General features: G+C 39.1%; 15 protein-coding genes and 3 pseudogenes. 7 read left to right on the forward strand and 11 right to left on the reverse strand.

What is annotated here, in order from left to right; genetic code table 11:
• Positions 1-99: 99 nt before the first annotated feature.
• Positions 100-829: pseudogene (locus ACM03V_RS29275) on the reverse strand (ISLre2 family transposase); the annotation flags it as partial.
• A 216-nt stretch (positions 830-1,045) separates the two neighbouring features.
• Here ACM03V_RS29275 and ACM03V_RS29280 point away from each other — a divergent pair.
• The gene (locus ACM03V_RS29280) at positions 1,046-1,213 is read left to right on the forward strand and encodes a hypothetical protein (RefSeq protein WP_414624326.1); all 168 of its coding nucleotides are present in this window, start codon (positions 1,046-1,048) and stop codon (positions 1,211-1,213) included.
• Positions 1,214-1,357: 144 nt separating this feature from the next.
• Here ACM03V_RS29280 and ACM03V_RS29285 read toward each other — a convergent pair whose 3' ends face one another.
• Complete coding sequence (locus tag ACM03V_RS29285) at positions 1,358-1,891, reverse strand: transposase (protein ID WP_414624327.1); 534 nt, start codon at positions 1,889-1,891, stop codon at positions 1,358-1,360.
• A gap of 278 nt (positions 1,892-2,169) precedes the next feature.
• Complete coding sequence (locus tag ACM03V_RS29290) at positions 2,170-3,870, reverse strand: serine/threonine protein kinase (protein WP_414624328.1); 1,701 nt, start codon at positions 3,868-3,870, stop codon at positions 2,170-2,172.
• A gap of 347 nt (positions 3,871-4,217) precedes the next feature.
• On the opposite strand from ACM03V_RS29290, the gene ACM03V_RS29295 reads away from it, so the two are divergent.
• Positions 4,218-4,853, forward strand: a complete 636-nt coding sequence (locus ACM03V_RS29295) for a DUF4255 domain-containing protein (RefSeq protein ID WP_414624329.1) — start codon at positions 4,218-4,220, stop codon at positions 4,851-4,853.
• 8 nt (positions 4,854-4,861) lie between these two features.
• Here the strand turns inward: ACM03V_RS29295 and ACM03V_RS29300 are convergent, their stop codons facing one another.
• Positions 4,862-5,728 (reverse strand): DUF4157 domain-containing protein, encoded by an 867-nt coding sequence (locus tag ACM03V_RS29300; protein WP_414624330.1) that lies wholly within the window; start codon positions 5,726-5,728, stop codon positions 4,862-4,864.
• A 243-nt stretch (positions 5,729-5,971) separates the two neighbouring features.
• Between ACM03V_RS29300 and ACM03V_RS29305 the strand changes: the two genes are divergently transcribed.
• The 4 genes from ACM03V_RS29305 to ACM03V_RS29320 all read left to right on the forward strand — a co-directional run bounded on the left by ACM03V_RS29305 (position 5,972) and on the right by ACM03V_RS29320 (position 9,040).
• Positions 5,972-6,958 carry a hypothetical protein gene (locus ACM03V_RS29305; protein ID WP_414624331.1) on the forward strand — a complete coding sequence of 329 codons (987 nt, stop codon included), beginning with the start codon at positions 5,972-5,974 and terminating at the stop codon, positions 6,956-6,958.
• Positions 6,959-7,008: 50 nt separating this feature from the next.
• Positions 7,009-8,409, forward strand: coding sequence for a hypothetical protein (locus ACM03V_RS29310; protein WP_414624332.1), 1,401 nt, complete (start codon positions 7,009-7,011; stop codon positions 8,407-8,409).
• A gap of 167 nt (positions 8,410-8,576) precedes the next feature.
• The gene (locus tag ACM03V_RS29315) at positions 8,577-8,813 is read left to right on the forward strand and encodes a type II toxin-antitoxin system HicB family antitoxin (protein ID WP_414624333.1); all 237 of its coding nucleotides are present in this window, start codon (positions 8,577-8,579) and stop codon (positions 8,811-8,813) included.
• Complete coding sequence (locus ACM03V_RS29320; protein ID WP_414624334.1) at positions 8,810-9,040, forward strand: type II toxin-antitoxin system HicA family toxin; 231 nt, start codon at positions 8,810-8,812, stop codon at positions 9,038-9,040. Before ACM03V_RS29315 ends, ACM03V_RS29320 begins: the two co-directional genes overlap by 4 nt.
• Before the next feature lie 33 nt (positions 9,041-9,073).
• Here ACM03V_RS29320 and ACM03V_RS29325 read toward each other — a convergent pair whose 3' ends face one another.
• From ACM03V_RS29325 to ACM03V_RS29340, 4 genes and pseudogenes are all read right to left on the reverse strand, one after another.
• Complete coding sequence (locus ACM03V_RS29325) at positions 9,074-10,006, reverse strand: hypothetical protein (protein WP_414624335.1); 933 nt, start codon at positions 10,004-10,006, stop codon at positions 9,074-9,076.
• 198 nt (positions 10,007-10,204) lie between these two features.
• Positions 10,205-10,747: pseudogene (locus ACM03V_RS29330) on the reverse strand (ATP-binding protein); the annotation flags it as partial.
• A gap of 11 nt (positions 10,748-10,758) precedes the next feature.
• Entirely contained in the window at positions 10,759-10,989 is a 231-nt protein-coding gene (locus tag ACM03V_RS29335; protein WP_414624341.1) for a type II toxin-antitoxin system HicB family antitoxin, read from the reverse strand.
• Positions 10,990-11,118: 129 nt separating this feature from the next.
• Positions 11,119-11,229 (reverse strand): annotated as a pseudogene (locus tag ACM03V_RS29340) (hypothetical protein); the annotation flags it as partial.
• Between the two features lie 368 nt (positions 11,230-11,597).
• On the opposite strand from ACM03V_RS29340, the gene ACM03V_RS29345 reads away from it, so the two are divergent.
• Positions 11,598-12,794, forward strand: a complete 1,197-nt coding sequence (locus tag ACM03V_RS29345; protein ID WP_414624336.1) for an RNA-guided endonuclease InsQ/TnpB family protein — start codon at positions 11,598-11,600, stop codon at positions 12,792-12,794.
• Between the two features lie 129 nt (positions 12,795-12,923).
• On the opposite strand, the gene ACM03V_RS29350 is transcribed toward ACM03V_RS29345, so the two are convergent.
• The 3 genes from ACM03V_RS29350 to ACM03V_RS29360 form a co-directional block, all read right to left on the reverse strand.
• Positions 12,924-13,622 carry a hypothetical protein gene (locus ACM03V_RS29350; protein WP_414624337.1) on the reverse strand — a complete coding sequence of 233 codons (699 nt, stop codon included), beginning with the start codon at positions 13,620-13,622 and terminating at the stop codon, positions 12,924-12,926.
• A gap of 120 nt (positions 13,623-13,742) precedes the next feature.
• On the reverse strand, positions 13,743-15,761 hold the full coding sequence (locus ACM03V_RS29355) for an ATP-binding protein (protein WP_414624338.1): 2,019 nt from the start codon (positions 15,759-15,761) through the stop codon (positions 13,743-13,745).
• 54 nt (positions 15,762-15,815) lie between these two features.
• A partial coding sequence (locus ACM03V_RS29360) for a hypothetical protein (protein ID WP_414624339.1) occupies positions 15,816-16,323 on the reverse strand: 508 nt, incomplete at its 5' end.

Raw genomic sequence — 16,323 nt, forward strand, 5'->3', positions numbered from 1 at the left:
TCGCGTAATTCATACTTTGATTCAGCAACGCCAAAAAATACACCTTTTAAGGGTGCTTATGATTACATCATATAGATAAAAAAGAATGTTTGGTATAATTTATGCAACCTGTATCGGTTTCACTAGGGCGGTTAAAATAGAATCGCAGAAATTATTCCAACAACCAGCAATCCATTGACAACGAGCGTGCAAAATTATTTCAGCATTATTTTTCAGCCAGAACTTGCTATTTCCAATCAGGGCGTAAGTTGACAGCTTGCCGAATTAAACTTTCCACTGCACCGCTACCAATAGGTAATTTGAGAGATGAAATTTTATGGTAATTAAAGCGTCCTTCTTTATTACCTTTAAGAAAATAATTCCTAACTCTATCTAAATTTTTACGACGCTCACCAGCAAACCCTAAACTAATTTTATTCATATCTTGAAGAATGAAATTTATTTTACCTTTTTTTAAAGCAGAACGAGTCTGTTTAAACTATTTTTGTCGTTCTGTTTCATTAGAAAAGCTATTATCCACAAACACTTGTAAATGTTCAGTTGCATGATAAAAGTCTAATAATTGATAAGTCTCTAATGGTAAACCCAATTTTTGAAGAAGTGGAGGAATATGTTTCCATATCCACTCGGCTCCATCAGCAATTAATAATACTTGTTTAGCTTGATTTATCCCTAAGCTAACAAGGTACATTTCTAATATTTTGAGAAAACCCTGGTAATCTTCATAAGTTCCATCATTTATAATTGGAATCTCACTACGTTTAATTTTTTTACCCTTTTTATCAACTGTGTAAATAGTCAAAACTTTTGGCTCAATCCATTCTCCAGTTTAAAATCTTTCAAAGATTTGTTCAAATCTAAAGTAGCAAATATTTTTTTATTCATTCGGTAGGCGCTCCCTGTTTTGATTTAAATTTCAAAACTATTACCAATACAGCATCCTACCTTTTTTTTGCCTTAAGAAGATAAGGATATTACTGTGCAACATCCTTATCAGATTTTCATTTAAGTAATAATACTATTTTTTTTTGGAATAAAAATTTTTATGCCCGTAAGTCAGATGTTGGCGATCGCTATCTTAATTATGTTGGCGGTCGCGCTGCACTACCTTAATTTTTCTCATATCCGATTCCGTTACCATCGCCGTCAAAGCGGTGAGCGTCTGGTGGTATGGCAAGAGAAGAGCAGTAACTTACTGGGAAATCACTACTGACAGAAGAGGGTATAAGTAAATATTATGGTAGCTGTGACCTTTATTACTCATGTTTACCTAGCTTTTTATTGGCGATCGCCTTTCGATAAAAACTTTTTGGTTTAAGTAAGTCGGCGAAAAAAAATATAGCTATGTAACGAAAAGTTAAGAGCAATGATTTGAGTAAAATTTAACACGTTCTGTTGTATAACCTCCTTTTTCGCCTCTGGCTTTAACCCCATTCATTACAGCGTAGGCAAGGTCTAATTCATCATCAAACATTTGACCAGATAATTCATCATTTTTGAGATGCTGCCACTCAAGCTCTATCGGGTTCATTTCTGAGCAGTATTTGGGTAAAAAGAATATATACAAGCCCATGTGTTCCCATTTAGACCACAACTCCTGTACTTCTCGGCATCGATGTATCGGCCCGTTATCTTGCACAATTACTTTGGTACGCCCAGTTTTTTCGGCATCAGCAGCTTCATATTCCATCATTTGAATGTAAGCTTTACGGTCAACACCACCTATTACCAAACCGTAAACAAAGCTGATTAAAGGTTGGAAGAAACCAACAATACTTAATCTACGACCGCGACGTTTTGTTTGTTCTAAATGCTTTTGCTCACCTTTGAAATAATAAGTATAGCTGGGTTCACTCCACATACAAAACCCCGACTCATCCAAATACTTCAAATCTATTTCTCCGCAAGCCTTACTATAATTGAAGCTTATATGCCAGCTTTAAACTTTCTACTCCGTCCTAAAAAAATGCTTTCTTACATTTACTAATGAATCTTGAATAAACTCTTAAAAGAGGCATTATTTCTTGATATTTGTATCCACATAGCGCCGTTTTTACTGCTATCGCTCGCGTATTTTCCAGTTTATCTCGGCTATTATTGATAAAATCTTCCAGTGACTGAATCCACATCGATACACCCCATACACTAATTTTAATAAATACTAATCACTTATAGATAACTTTGATTTTTTTCTGTTTGTGGAACTTGCTTATCATGTCCTCGATTCATACTATATACAAAATAAGAAGTAACACTAATTAGTAAGGAAATTGCTAAAGTGATACCAAGAATTTGCAAAATATTAAGATTATTTTTTTGAGGTTCTATATTACTATTTGTTCTTGGCTGATAAACTGTACCTTCCGGTTTCGACTGTGCATTTGATGGGGAATCTGCTCTTGTTTGGTATATTGTTTTTTCAGGTGTTACCTTGTTTACTGCGTTCTGCTGCGATTGCATAATCGTACCATCAACAGATTGCTGTTGGCTTGGATTGCTGCCAATTCGTGGTTGAAAAATAGTCTTCTCTGGTGTCGGAGGGTTCCCTCCAGAGGCATTACGCGCTTGATAAATGGTACCTTCAGGTTTTAGTTGTTGCGGATTTGATGGTGAATTCTGAATTATTGTACCTTCAGGTTTATGTCTTTGAACTTGATTTGATACTGGTGGCTGTTGAAATAAGTGATTTTGGGCTGGATTTAGCTGCTGATTCTGTTCCTGCTGAGGTTGAGAATTCGCGATTTCAGATTGGCTTTCCAATGGTAGTTGTAGGGGTTTAGAAAGTGTTTCGTTATTTGAACCTAGTTGGGGTTGATTTTCTTCAAACCTTTGCTGAGGTTTGAAAACAGTTTCGTCATTTGAACCTAGTTGGGCTTGTTGTGATTTGGGTTGAACAATAACTTGTCTGCGCTGGGGGTGGTTAGTACTTGTTGCTCCTTGTATCGCGGCTTGCAAAGCTTGACGCAGTTCTTCAACTGATGCAAAACGGCTACTAGGTTTCTTTTGCAGACATTTTAAAACTACAGCTTCTAATTCTGAAGATAAATGCTCGCAACCGGGCTGAGATTTTAATGATACGGGATCTCGATAGCCATGAGCGTGCAACCATGAACTTTCGCTGACTCTATTTCTGTCAATACTTAAACCAAAAGGATCTGCTGCGCTGAGCATTTCGTAGAGGATAATTCCCAAACTGTAAATATCGGATCTTCCATCTATATTTCTATCGTTTTGAATTTGCTCCGGTGACGAATAGCGAAATGTTCCAATAAATGTTTTAGTTAGATTTGTTTGTTCGGAAGACTCGTTATGAATTTTGGCGATGCCAAAGTCTAAAATCTTGACTGATTCTCCAAATTCTTTGGGTAATAAAAATATATTATCTGGCTTCAAGTCACGATGGATAACCTGGATGGGAACGTTATTGTGATTAACATCGCGCTGCATCACAACTCCTTGATGGGCAACTTGCAAACCTTTGCACACCTGCGCCATAATTTTTACCGTTTGCTCCGGGGATAACTGCTTTTCTCGTGCCATCAAATATCGCAACGTTTCTCCCCGTAGATATTCCATTACATAGAATGGAAAACCTTCGTCAGTCACTCCACAATCGCTAATTTCGATAATATAGTCGCTTTGCAGAGCAGCACAAATTGCAATTTCTCGCTCAAAGCGTTTTTGCATCTCACCCGATGCCAGCCATTTGTCTTTAAGCAATTTTAATGCCACTTTTTTACCAACACGGGTATCGGTAGCAAGGAATACCTCTCCCATTCCACCTCCACCCAAGCCTTTATCCAAACGGTATCGCTGGCGATCGCCAATCGAGCGACCTATCCAAGTATTTGATGAAAGTGGGGAGTTCATTTATCGGAACCCATCCTATTTAATAAAGTGTTTATAGTTTAAATAAAAATATTCCGAAGTATGCAGGATTTTTGCCGTTTTAAATCGGGGTTGTTCTCTTGTTGCAATGCGTGTTAAATTTCCATATGTATAATAGTATTGTCAATAATAAAAGCAATGCTTATAAGTTAAAATCATAAAAAAAAGAACTAATGATGATTTATATTTGTTGCTAACTATAAACTTAATCTGTTTACAGATAGTTGACAATATACTTTTGTATATAAATGCTATTACAATTCTATAAAAATCAAGACAAATATATTCGTAGTTAATGAATATTTATGCTATGACCATGAGTAAGCAAGATGAGTAATGCGCTTTCCATTGCTGCTGTGACAGCGACGATCAAAAATTTGCTGGAAAATGGTTTAGTGGGTGATGCGATCGCAGCTAGTGTCGGAGATGTCACAGTAAGCGCCCAGCCACCAGATAAAATTCAAGTAGGAACAGACGAGCGGGCGCAAATCAACCTTTTTTTATATCACGTTACCCAAAATCGCAATGTTGATTGGATTTCGCCGGAATTTCGTAATCGTTACTCGCGCATTAGCGATCAAGATAACCCGCGCTCCACAAATCCACCTCTAGCTCTTGATTTGCATTACTTATTAACGGCTTACGGACCAAAAGATTTTCAATCGGAAATTTTACTTGGCTACGCAATGCGATTGTTGCATATATTACCAATAATTAAATCTGAAGTAATTGAAAGCGCTTTGAAAAATGCATCTGAAACAAGTACCTCCAGTGTATTTTCACAAGCTCTTGCGGGTGCATCTGTATCTAATTTAGCTCTGCAAATTGGACAAATCAAAGTTAGTCCAGAATTTCTCAGCATGGAAGATACTTCTAAAATTTGGTCTCTTTTACAAACAAATTATCGACCTTCAGTTACCTATAATGCATCGATGGTATTAATTGAAAGTTGTGGTACAGATTAACTACAAGGCTACATCATTTCCTGTTGTCCACCTCCACCACCACCCATAAAGCTATCAGCAACGCCACCCAACATACTACCAGCCATACCTCCTAAAGGACCGAGCATTCCGCCAACTGCTCCACCAAGACCTTCCATCATACCTCCGCCGCCTTGTTGACCGCCGCCACCGCCGCCCATCATACTGCCCAAAGCTCCTAAACCACCCATTAACAAGGGTAAGAAACATTGAACGGGTTCGGTGCTATTCTGGATTGGTGGGATTGTCTTAAAATTACTAGCCGACCCAGGAACCTGGACTGATTCACCTTTTGCAGCTTTGGCTCCTAAGTTATCTGCTTCTGTTTCTAAACTAGGGTCAGCGTTGATGGGCGCACCTTTGCTTTGGTGGGGTACAGCTACACGTCCGGCTCGTTGTTGCACTACATGGGTGAGTTCGTGTCCTAAGAGTGCTTGTCCTGACGAGCTTTGGGGATTATATTGTCCCGGAGCAAAGTGAACATTATTGCCTTGGGTAAACGCTAAAGCACCCATCGATTTCGCTTGAGGGCTGTCTGTATGGATACTGACATCGCTGAAATTACTACCGAAAGAATTTTCCATTTTTGACCTTACTGGTGCAGGCATGGAACTGCGACCAGAGGATGAACTCTTACTATTTTGGTTTTGTTTTGTAGGTTGAGCAGATTCTGACTTCATTTGGCTGATACTGTGACCAAAGCGTTTTGATTGCTTGAGTTGGGTATGCAAATCTGATTTTTCGCTATTGTGATCTGACTTGTTTTGGATAGCAAATCCACGACCGCCAAATTGATTATCTGAGGTTGTAGTGTTGATTGGGGTGGATTTTTTCTGAAGAAGTGTTTGATTACTCATAATGAAAGGGATTTGAGCGATTTGTTGGTATGATATTTGATTTTATCTAACTCGATATTCTGGCTTGAGTTTTTTAGAGAAAATTCTTGTAAAATGTACTAATTCTGTAAGAAAGTTAAGTATAACTACAACAAAATTATAACTGAATTGACCGATGGAAAATCTTGCTCAAAGTTAGACTAAAGTCTAGTTTTTCCCGCTTAATTTTCAATGTAGCTTCAACATTGGGAGTATTTTTGTATTATGAATGGTCAAATTTACGATCGCGATACTTTCGGTAAACTTCGCGATCGCAAAAATCAACAGAAAACATCCTCCCCAACTACTCTTGACTGGGGAATGCCTCAAGTGCGATCGTTTACGATGCAACTCAAAACAATATCAAGGCTACCAGATTTAAAAACATCCTTAATTCAAGCAGAACGTTACGGTCATCACCTTGATGCAATTCAATGTGCAGGTCTTTCTACGACAGTACCAATACAAATGTCCTCGACTTTGGAAGAGGAGGAAAAAAAGCGAATATCAGGTGTGAATTTAGGAGTGAAAAAACCAACAGATACGGGGAATCCACTGGATAAAGCTTTACACATCAACAAACGGTTACGAAAATTAAATAATCATCATCAAAAAGACCAGAGTATTAATAATAATAAACACTTTGACGATAAAGCGCCAAAATCAACAGAAACATCTACATCAAAATCAAAAAATCAAGATAAAGAAAATCAAGATAAACATCACGAAGAGCATTTAAAATTAGCAGACAATAACTCACCTTCACAAGACCCAGAAGTGACAAGATTCTTAAATAAAGAAAGTACAAATAATTTACCTGAATCAAGTGGCAATAATACATTACAAAATCCAGCCAAAAGTTTTATTTCTCCCCCTCCTACATACAATGAAGATAAAAATACTCCGTCTCCCAAAACAGGAACACGTAGTCAATTTTTAGCTAACAGAGAAGCGATGAATTTATTAGGGGATAACAAAGGATTTGCTGCTACTCAACGTGCAGTTAAAAAAGTTTCTGTTGGTGATACTCCCAATAAAGCGAAAGATAATCAGCATCAAGTAAAATTAAAAAATGCTGCGGAATTAGTTCGTGAACAGGTGATTAAGGATGATAGACAAGTTAAGGAACAACTACGAGGGACGTTTGATTTAGAGCCGGATATTGTTGAAAAAGAAGGTGGGGAGCAGTTGATTTTGCAGAAAATGCAATGACTTTCAAGTTAACCAGAGTGCAACCAGATTAATAAAGTGAGGTTTTTTAAATGTCTAGCCGACTCAGTATAGGTAAAACCAGTCATCTGGAAGCAGGAGTGAACACAAATATAACTGAGAGAATGTTTCAAGGACGACCATTTGTGATGGTACCTTCAAAGCCTGTAAGAGACAAGCAAACTGACCAGAAGGCATCTTTGCAACAGGCACACAAATACGGGCATAGTCTTAGTAATGCTCGCGTACAAAATATTACTAATACTACGAAAAAAACAACAGTAGTCCAACAGCAGAAGGGAGATAAAGAAAAGATTAAAAAACAAGGGGTTGATGCCAGTGATATGACTGGTGGTCATACTGGTTTTGGTGGTGCAGTTGCAGATTCCGGTATTGCAGCAGGAACTGGTGGTATTTTTGGATTACCAGGAGCTTTAAATGATGCCAATGATGCTCATAAAGGTTTCAAAGAAGGAAATAAGCTAAAGGCTGGTACCAGTGGCGCAAAGTTTCTTGCAGGAGGGGCAGGAACTGGTGCAACCATTGCAGGAGGATTTGCTGAGTCAGTATCTGCGGCTGCGACGGGTGCGATCGCAAATGTAGGTAATATAGTAACGGGTGGTATTGACGCTTCTATGGGTACAAAAAATGCTCTGGAAGCAAAAAAAAGCCGTAGAGAAGTTAAAGATGTAAGCCGTTCGGCTGCCGAGAAGATATTACCCCAAGGGGCTAACAGCAAACCACGCACCACTCAAGAGCTTAGGGATGTGCAGAAGTCAGGATATGGCTCCTCAAAGGCTTTAGAAGGGCAAATAGATCAAAAGAAAATAGAAGTCAATACTGCAAAAAGTAAGATAGACCTGATGACACCAAATCAAGAACCAAATAACTCTGCTAAAGACGGATTCAGGTTATTAAGACAGGACAGGAAGGATTTAAAGAAGCAGCAAAAACAATCTGCAAAGGACAAAAGTGACTTAAAGAACCAGAAAAGCGATTTAGGAAAATCTTTAGACACATTGGATGTTGGTTTATATGCTGCGGACACACTAGATAAAACAAAAAAACGCGAGATAGTTAATGCTACTGGCGGCGGTATTAAAACAGTTGGTGGAGCTGTAACGTTTGCAGAGCCGATTAGCGGTAGTGTATTGGGAGCTGTTGGAAGCAGTACCAAGTCTTTCCGAGCATTGGCTCACAAAACTAAACAAACAGGACGGAACAAAAAATATCCAGGTTTCAATCAAAACAAGACTTCTGAAATTAAACGTGCCGAACGTCAAGACATCGCCAATAAAATGGCTAGGAATCGAGGAAGCGAAGATATGCAGAAAATATTTAGCAAATTACCTAGTGTTAATCAAGAGCAAACTGACCGTTTTAAAGATCAACAATCATCTAATCGGATGTCAAAAGAGGAAATTCAAAAAGTTATTAAACGACGTAATTACTAAATTTTGGGTTTTATTATTTCCAGATACTATTGTGTGATGTTGGCAACTGATTTACTCGCTGTTGTGACTGTACCTCTCTACCAGATTTCATCAACATAACCTAAAAGCCTTTATTATGGAATCATGATGGGGTGAAAGTAGGTAGATCGCAAACAAGTTGAAAATATATGGACAACAATAAACAAATTTACAATTACACAGTTCTTCTGGAAAAAGAATCAGATGGAGGTTATCACGCTTTTTGTCCGAGCCTTAAAGGTTGTCATTCTCAAGGAGATTCTTTTGAAGAAGCCATCGAGAATATTACAGAAGCTATTGAATTATATATTGAAAGTTTAAGGGCTGATAATCAGTCAATTCCTAAAGAAGATTTAATTGTTAAGCCATTAAGTATCTTGGCATGAGTAATTTTCCCAATGTCAAAGCTAAAGAATTTATCAAAATCATCGAAAAATTAGGTTTTTATCTTGACCGTCAAAAGGGGAGTCATGCTATTTACAAGGATAGTCATGGAAAAAGGGTTGTTGTTCCTATTCATGCGGGAAAAGACCTAAAACAAGGGACTTTAATGGGCATGATTCAGGATATTGGTATTGACAAGGAAACTTTCTTTGAGTTAATGGAAAAATAAATAAGGTGTAATTTTATTGTTTGGTGTCGATACTCAAGCCATTAATTGTTGCTGGCGCTGCTGTTGCCCACGTAGAAGAATGTCGGATTGGCTTTCCATTTTAGCTCGGTTAACTTGGAAAGAACTAGGCCATTGCCCGGTTACTGCCGCCTGTCGCGCAAGAAGCATTTCTTGCTGCTGCCATCGATTAACAGGAACAGCTATGTTATTAGCTCCTTGAGCATATTCTACTTGCCTCATATTATTTGCCATTGTATTGTAGGAGTTTGTTGCAGCTAGTCCTTGTGGAGTGTTAGCATTCCTTCGGAAGTTTGGATCGAAAGCATACCCCAGTTGATTTACTTGCACTGCACTACTGGCATCTCCTGATTGAAGTAGTTGTCTTTGAGTGTCCCGATATGAATGTGAGTTAAAACCTGATGCATCAGGACTGCTGTGCGTTCCTGTTCCAATGTGGCCCCTGTGTGGCTGAAGCATCTCTTGATAAGCTGGTGCCCTGTTTTCCAATTGACTAGCACGACCTGAGGTTCCCCGTCTTAAACCTGATGTTTGGTTCAACGGCTCAAAACCTATTGGGTGTTCCGATTGATGTGTCTGACCTGATATGGGGATTCCGTACTGTTGATTCAGCCGTTTCTGCTCATTTTTTTTATAGCCGTGTTGGCCTGGTGAGTATGTGGTTCTTGATTGTGACTGTGAGTTTACTGCCCGTGAATATGGGGTTCTTGGTCTGCTATGAGTGCTACCTTTCCTTCTTGTAGGTATTCTTGCCATTTGAATGACTTCTACATTACTACCTTCTCTAACTTTTTTTGGCTGTACTGCTGTAGTATTTGAATCATTATCAGGCTGCATTTTGTGGAGATGATAACCATAATTTTCAGTCTGCATCAAAGATTTCTTTAAATCTGGTTGCTGTATGTTATCTTTTTTGGATTGCACCACAAACGGACGCGATTGGAACATTCCTTGAGTTGGATCAGTTAATAATGAATATGTTGCTTTAGTAGTAATGTTATTCGGAACGTGTAGTCGTTTAGCCATAGCAATACCCTAACTTAATTTGAAACTTTAAATACCTTTCCCCGTCAGACTTTATTCCTTAGCTCAAGCAACTTTTTGTATAGTTTTGAACCCTAGCTCATAGCTCTAAAATATCAAATCTTAAACCCACCCCTTAACTTCAGTATCCGTAAGTGTTCTCTCCAATTTAATACACTTACTCTTCGCTGCCTGCAATATACAATTCATCGTCACCACTTCCTCACCGTCAGCCGCTAAAAACGCTGCATTCATGGCAATACTACGAATATTACCTCCTGCGACACTCAATTGTCCCAACTTTTGATAGTCCAAACCTTCTGTGAGTGTCGCTTTGGGAAAAATCCGCCGCCAAATTTCTGCTCGTTGAGTGGAATCTGGAAAAGGAAATTGGGTAATAAAACGGATACGACGCAGAAATGCTTGGTCTAATGAACTTTTCAAGTTAGTTGTTAACACTGATAACCCGCCGTAACTTTCCATTCTTTGCAATAGGTAACTCACTTCCGCATTAGAATGGCGATCGTTAGAATCTTTGACTTCACTGCGCTTACCAAACAAAGCATCGGCTTCATCAAAAAGTAATATCACACCTCCCAATTCTGCCGCATCAAATACCCTACCCAGATTCTTTTCCGTCTCCCCAATATATTTACTCATTAAAGCACAACCCTTAACTAGGCAACTTGCAACGGCTTTGTAGGCAGCATTCTGGGTTCTGGCAATGGTTTATTCTCTTCTGTAAGCATTTCCACAAAAGCCTGGATTACTTCCTGACCATTTTTGGCAGCTTCCTCGTAAGTTCTACCATGGGTATGAAACTCTTGCCAAGGAAACTCAGGCAAGTGAACTAAGAAAAGCTGATCCTCTTGTGACCATTGAATCACCATGCTGTAGTGATAGATCATTTTTCTCCTTCCCCGTTTTCGAGTTTTTCCAGTTCTTCGAGCTTTTTCAGCACCCGTTGAATGCCTCTTTCTTTCTAAATATAGCGGAGCATCATCACCATCTTTACCAGGGATGGTTAGAGGTTCTTCCGGTAGCAAAGGATGTTTCCAAAAAGTGTGACTTCCTTTACCTCGTCCTGGTTGAAGGATATACCCAACCTTTGCCACCATTGCTTTCAATTCTCTTACTTTCTTTGGCATTGCCCCTTTTTGCTATCAATCCCTCACTTATTGTAATCATTGGGTGTTTTTGTTACATTAATGTGACATTGGTAATAACATTTTACCGAATTTTAGCAATTATTGATTGCATAAGTAGGTCGGCGTAGAAAATTGTAATTAGGAAAAGGCAGAGTGTAGGTTGGTTAGAACGAAATGAATCCCAACCTCTACTAGATTTTGTTGGGTTGCGCTCCGCTTCACCCAACCTACCGAAACCGCGCACAGTGCCCCTAATTTTCAATTATGGGGGTGTAGTGCGGCACGGGAATTCATTCCCTGTAGTGTTCTAGAAATCCCAAAGAGCTTTCTAGCTTTAAATGTATAATGGAAATAGGAGGTAATCAGTTGTGTTTAATCTGACTTACGAATTCAAGCTAAAGCCTACCTTATATCAAATACAAATTTTTGAGGAATGGTTAGAAACTCACCGTAGAGTTTACAACTATGCTTTGGCTGAGCGTAAAGACTGGTTTAAGTCTCGGTCGTGTCAGATTAAAGCTTGTAGTCTTCATACTTGTTACATTATTCCTGCTGACGCACCACGACCAACTTACGCAAGTCAATGTAAATCTTTAACTAATGCACGCAAAAATAACAAGTACTTAGGTAAAATTAATGCTCAGTCTTTACAGCAGACATTGAGACGACTTGAAAAAGCTTTCGTAAGTATGTGGGAACAAAATCACGGGTTCCCACGATTTAAAAAAGTTGGACGGATGCGGTCTTTCTCTTTTCCCCAGCTAGGTAAAAATCCATTGCAAAATGGGTATATTAAATTGCCCGTAATAGGGAATGTAAAATTAAGGCAATCTCGGTCTATCCCAGGTGAGGGAGTTTTAAAGCAAGCGCGTGTAGTTAAGCGTGCTTCTGGATGGTATGTAATGCTAACCGTTCAGTGGGATGTAAGTCCACCACAACCAATGCCGCATGGGGAAGGAGTAGGAATAGATGTAGGTTTAACTTCAATGGTTGCAACTTCCAGTGGTTTTTTAGTCAAACGTCCGAGGTTTTTTGTTAACGTAGAACGCAAGCTTAAATTGCTGCAACAACGTGTTAGTAGAAAGCGCAAAGGCTCGAACAATTGGTTAAAGGCAGTACAAAAAGTTGCAAAGCTCCATGAATACGTTGTTAATTGTCGTAAAGACTGGCATAGAAAGTTATCACATCAATTATGTGATGGCGTAGGAATGATATTTGTAGAAGATTTAAACCTTGTTGGTTTGTCTAGAGGAATGCTAGGAAAGCATTGTTTAGATGCAAGCTTTGGGCAATTTTTTAATATTCTTGAACAAATCTGTTTTAAACGTGGTGTTTATTTTCAAAAAGTTGAAGCCCGAAAAACTTCTCAAATATGTCCTAATTGTCAGCATGAGACAGGTAAGAAAACCCTTTCTGAACGTGTACATAAATGTGATAATTGCGGCTATCAAACCGATAGAGATGTTGCAGCCGCTCAAGTAGTTCTGATTCGAGGACTTGCAGCCGTAGGGCATACGGTCAAGATGCTTAGTGAGGGCAAGTACATTGGTATCCCTGCGATCTAAGAATCCCCTTCAATTTATTGATGGGGAGTGTCAATAATTATTGATATCTTGTTAACCATCCCTGAGTATTGCTACTTATTTAGATCAAACAAATTGCACTCATTTCTCTAAGGAGCAACGCCTTTGTTCTTATTTCTTTTTGTTTTTGTTTTTGTTTTTGTTTTCTGTCTTGGTGAATTCACCATTTTGCTTCGCCAAACTGTATAAGTTCTGTCCTATGCCGTATGCTCCTCGCTCGTTCTCTTTAACTATGATCTTATCCTTGTGCTGTGCCTCGCCTTTAAAATCCTCTGACTCGAAGTTTATAAATAAAAATTCCTTATTACTAGGACTTACGCATTGATCAAAGTCAACGTTTAATGTGAAGATGTATTCGCGACCACTGGCAAAATCCGCGTTATACTCTTGATTGCTGTCGAAAAACCATGCTGCCCTATTCCTAGATTCATTACCTTCCGCCTCCTCTTTTGATGCGTATCGTATGAATTTGCCTGCCCTTTTTGGTTGCCACGATAATGACGCTCCGCCAATCTCTTGAGATTTATTTTTCCCTTTACCACATTGTATGGGTTGTCCCGTTCCCATTTTCAATTGTAATGCCGTCAGAGAAGATTGATTCGTTGAATCAATTTGATTCAAACGATGCCCATATTTCTCCGCTCGCATCAAAGATGCTTTAAAGTCAGGTTGCTGTTCCTTATTTGCAGTTTTTGCCTGCATCACAAACGGTTGCGACTGAAACATCCCTTGCACTGGAGTGTTTGAGAAATCCTGTGGTTCTTTCTTGGTTTTTTGATTTTGGGTATGCACTTGGCTAATCATAGCCATACTTTGACTGATGACTGATTTAAGATATAAGTTAATTTTCCCAAATAATTTCTCAATAAAATTAGACTAAAGTATGATTATTAATATTTTAAGTAGGTTTAAAATATAATCCAAAATCCATCAAACCCAGCCCTTAACCTCAGTATCCGTGAGCGTCCGCTCTAATTTAATACACTCACTCTTCGCTGCCTGCAATATACAATTCATCGTCACCACATCCCCTGCATCTGCGGCTAAAAATGCCGCATTCATGGCAATACTGCGAATATTACCTCCTGCAACATTTAACTGTCCCAACTTTTGATAATCTAAATCTTCTGTGGGTGTAGCTTTCGGAAAAATCCGCCGCCAAATTTCTGCTCGTTGAGTGGAATCTGGAAAAGGAAACTGGGTAATAAAACGGATACGACGCAGAAATGCTTGGTCTAATGAACTTTTTAAGTTAGTTGTTAATACTGATAGTCCCCGGTAACTTTCCATTCTTTGTAATAGGTAACTCACTTCAACATTAGAATGGCGATCATTGGAATCTTTAACTTCAGTGCGCTTACCAAACAAAGCATCAGCTTCATCAAATAGTAATATTACACCTCCCAACTCTGCCGCATCAAATACCCTACCGAGATTTTTCTCTGTCTCCCCGATATACTTACTAATTACCGCACTTAAATCAATTCTGTATAAATCAAGTTTTAATTCCCCCGCTAAAACTTCTGCTGCCATTGTCTTACCTGTACCGCTAACACCGGCAAATAAGGCACTAATTCCCAATCCTCGCTTGCTTTTACCCCCGAAACCCCACTCATCATATACTTTGGCTCGTTGTTTGACTTGGAGAGCCACATCTCTGAGAACTTGTACCTGAGACTCTGGTAATACTAAATCTTCCCACTTGGCAATAGAATCAATCCGTTGGGCTAAATCATCCAATTTGGGACGAGCTTGGGCGCGGCAAGTATCCCAAAGCAGATGGTTAAAGTTTATATTATCTACATTGTCTGTATCTTCTGACTCCTGTGCTTGCTGCCACTGGACGGAAACTTGAGAACAAGCGGCTTGAATCACGGGGACGCTAAGATTAAACTGCGACACTAAATTACTGACTTGAATTTTGGTGGATACTGATACTCCATTTAAAGCTTGTTCCCAGATAGTATACTGTTCGGGGGTTGTAGGACGTTCGACATCAAAAACTAGCGCCGGTCTTAATCGCGATCGCCGACGCTCGGTGGTAGTAATAATTATCGGGGAACGCATCCATTCACACAAATAAGTAATTGTGGATTCTTTATTCGCGTCTACCCCTTCTAAATCATCACAGTCCATCAACAAAGCACAACTAGCTAAAAGCACTTCCCGTTCCCAAAGTTGCTTAAACTTACTGATTTCACTGGGGGTTGTTGGTAAAGCATGAGCGGCGATCGCATATAAATTTAGTTGTAAATAATGACAAGCAACAGCTGCAATAGGACGTTTACTTGCAACTTCATTACCACATAATTGTAATATGGGCAATTTGAGAAAATCATAAATTTCGACCCACCATACAGCTGTCATTTTCTCCATCAGCTGTAAGTGAGATGGAACCAATTCTTCTGTAACCGTTACAGGTTCGACTATTCCCAATAATCGCTCATCTAAATGCTGCACCCCGATTAAATAATGCAATATTCGCTCATCAATCCGTAAAGGACTGCTCATCAAGTCACTTCCCGAACCGACTTCGATTAATTTCCACCGACGTAAGGAACCTGCGGGAGTAAAAGCACTCCAATGTAAACCATCTAACACCGTCATTGCTAAACCGAAAGTTGGATATTTACGCTCTGCATTTCCACAAGCAGCAGCGCAAAGTATGGAAAAACTCGCATCGAGTTCTACACCAGCACACAACAGCAGCAAATTCCGTTCAAATTCACTTAAATTAAAAATGGTACAGATTTTATCTAACGCAGACGGTTCGGAGGATGTAATCGAGTTATCTATGGGATTTTTTATGAGATTTTCCCCATGTGTAATATCCTCCTCCAGCAAACTTGGATCAGCGTGCTTCACCAAAATTGCCCTGATTTTAGCTAATGCTACCGATATATACGTATAATTATCAACGTTCTGATTGCTGGTAGTAGTTGCGTCCATTTCAGTTATCAGTTATCAGTTAAAATAATCGAATCTCTCAACTGATGATAATTGTTAAAAGTTATAACCAATTCCTAACTTTAGCCCAATATCAGTTTCATCGAAAAAGCCAACATCTACTCCAGCAGTGGCGCTAAATTCATCTGATAAAGGTATATCCACACCACCCGTAAGAAGAAATTCGACGGAACTATTATCATCTGTAGAAACTGCTGCTCCCCCTCCAATATAAGGAATTGCTATTATTCTCGATTCTCTAAAGATTGTGGATGATTTGATTGGAAAGTCAATTGTTACAGGTAGAAGTAATACAGCTTTGTCACTGATTGTAGCAGCAGGACGAAAAGAGAAGTTATTTGTTAACCCAATTTTACTGAAGATAGTAAAGGCATTTTCACCCAAAGCTGTCTCTCCATTCAACCCAAAATTACCACCGAACCCGATATAGTTGCGAGCAGGTATTGTTTGGGGTTGGGGTGATTGAGTATCTGTACCAGGGTTTTGATTAGTGTTGGTACCGGGGTTTTGATTAGTGTTGGTACCGGGGTTTTGATTAGTGTTG

Origin of the sequence: Calothrix sp. CCY 0018 (assembly GCF_963920925.1) — a bacterium.
GTDB lineage: Bacteria > Cyanobacteriota > Cyanobacteriia > Cyanobacteriales > Nostocaceae > Rivularia.

What these genes read in the sequence shown, in the direction of transcription:
- ACM03V_RS29280 (WP_414624326.1), top strand. Translation starts at nt 1,046, where the DNA reads ATGCCCGTAAGTCAGATGTTGGCGATCGCTATCTTAATTATGTTGGCG.
- ACM03V_RS29290 (WP_414624328.1), bottom strand. Translation starts at nt 3,870, where the DNA reads ATGAACTCCCCACTTTCATCAAATACTTGGATAGGTCGCTCGATTGGC.
- ACM03V_RS29295 (WP_414624329.1), top strand. Translation starts at nt 4,218, where the DNA reads ATGAGTAATGCGCTTTCCATTGCTGCTGTGACAGCGACGATCAAAAAT.
- ACM03V_RS29300 (WP_414624330.1), bottom strand. Translation starts at nt 5,728, where the DNA reads ATGAGTAATCAAACACTTCTTCAGAAAAAATCCACCCCAATCAACACT.
- ACM03V_RS29305 (WP_414624331.1), top strand. Translation starts at nt 5,972, where the DNA reads ATGAATGGTCAAATTTACGATCGCGATACTTTCGGTAAACTTCGCGAT.
- ACM03V_RS29310 (WP_414624332.1), top strand. Translation starts at nt 7,009, where the DNA reads ATGTCTAGCCGACTCAGTATAGGTAAAACCAGTCATCTGGAAGCAGGA.
- ACM03V_RS29315 (WP_414624333.1), top strand. Translation starts at nt 8,577, where the DNA reads ATGGACAACAATAAACAAATTTACAATTACACAGTTCTTCTGGAAAAA.
- ACM03V_RS29320 (WP_414624334.1), top strand. Translation starts at nt 8,810, where the DNA reads ATGAGTAATTTTCCCAATGTCAAAGCTAAAGAATTTATCAAAATCATC.
- ACM03V_RS29325 (WP_414624335.1), bottom strand. Translation starts at nt 10,006, where the DNA reads ATGTTCCAATCGCGTCCGTTTGTGGTGCAATCCAAAAAAGATAACATA.
- ACM03V_RS29335 (WP_414624341.1), bottom strand. Translation starts at nt 10,989, where the DNA reads ATGATCTATCACTACAGCATGGTGATTCAATGGTCACAAGAGGATCAG.
- ACM03V_RS29350 (WP_414624337.1), bottom strand. Translation starts at nt 13,622, where the DNA reads ATGGCTATGATTAGCCAAGTGCATACCCAAAATCAAAAAACCAAGAAA.
- ACM03V_RS29355 (WP_414624338.1), bottom strand. Translation starts at nt 15,761, where the DNA reads ATGGACGCAACTACTACCAGCAATCAGAACGTTGATAATTATACGTAT.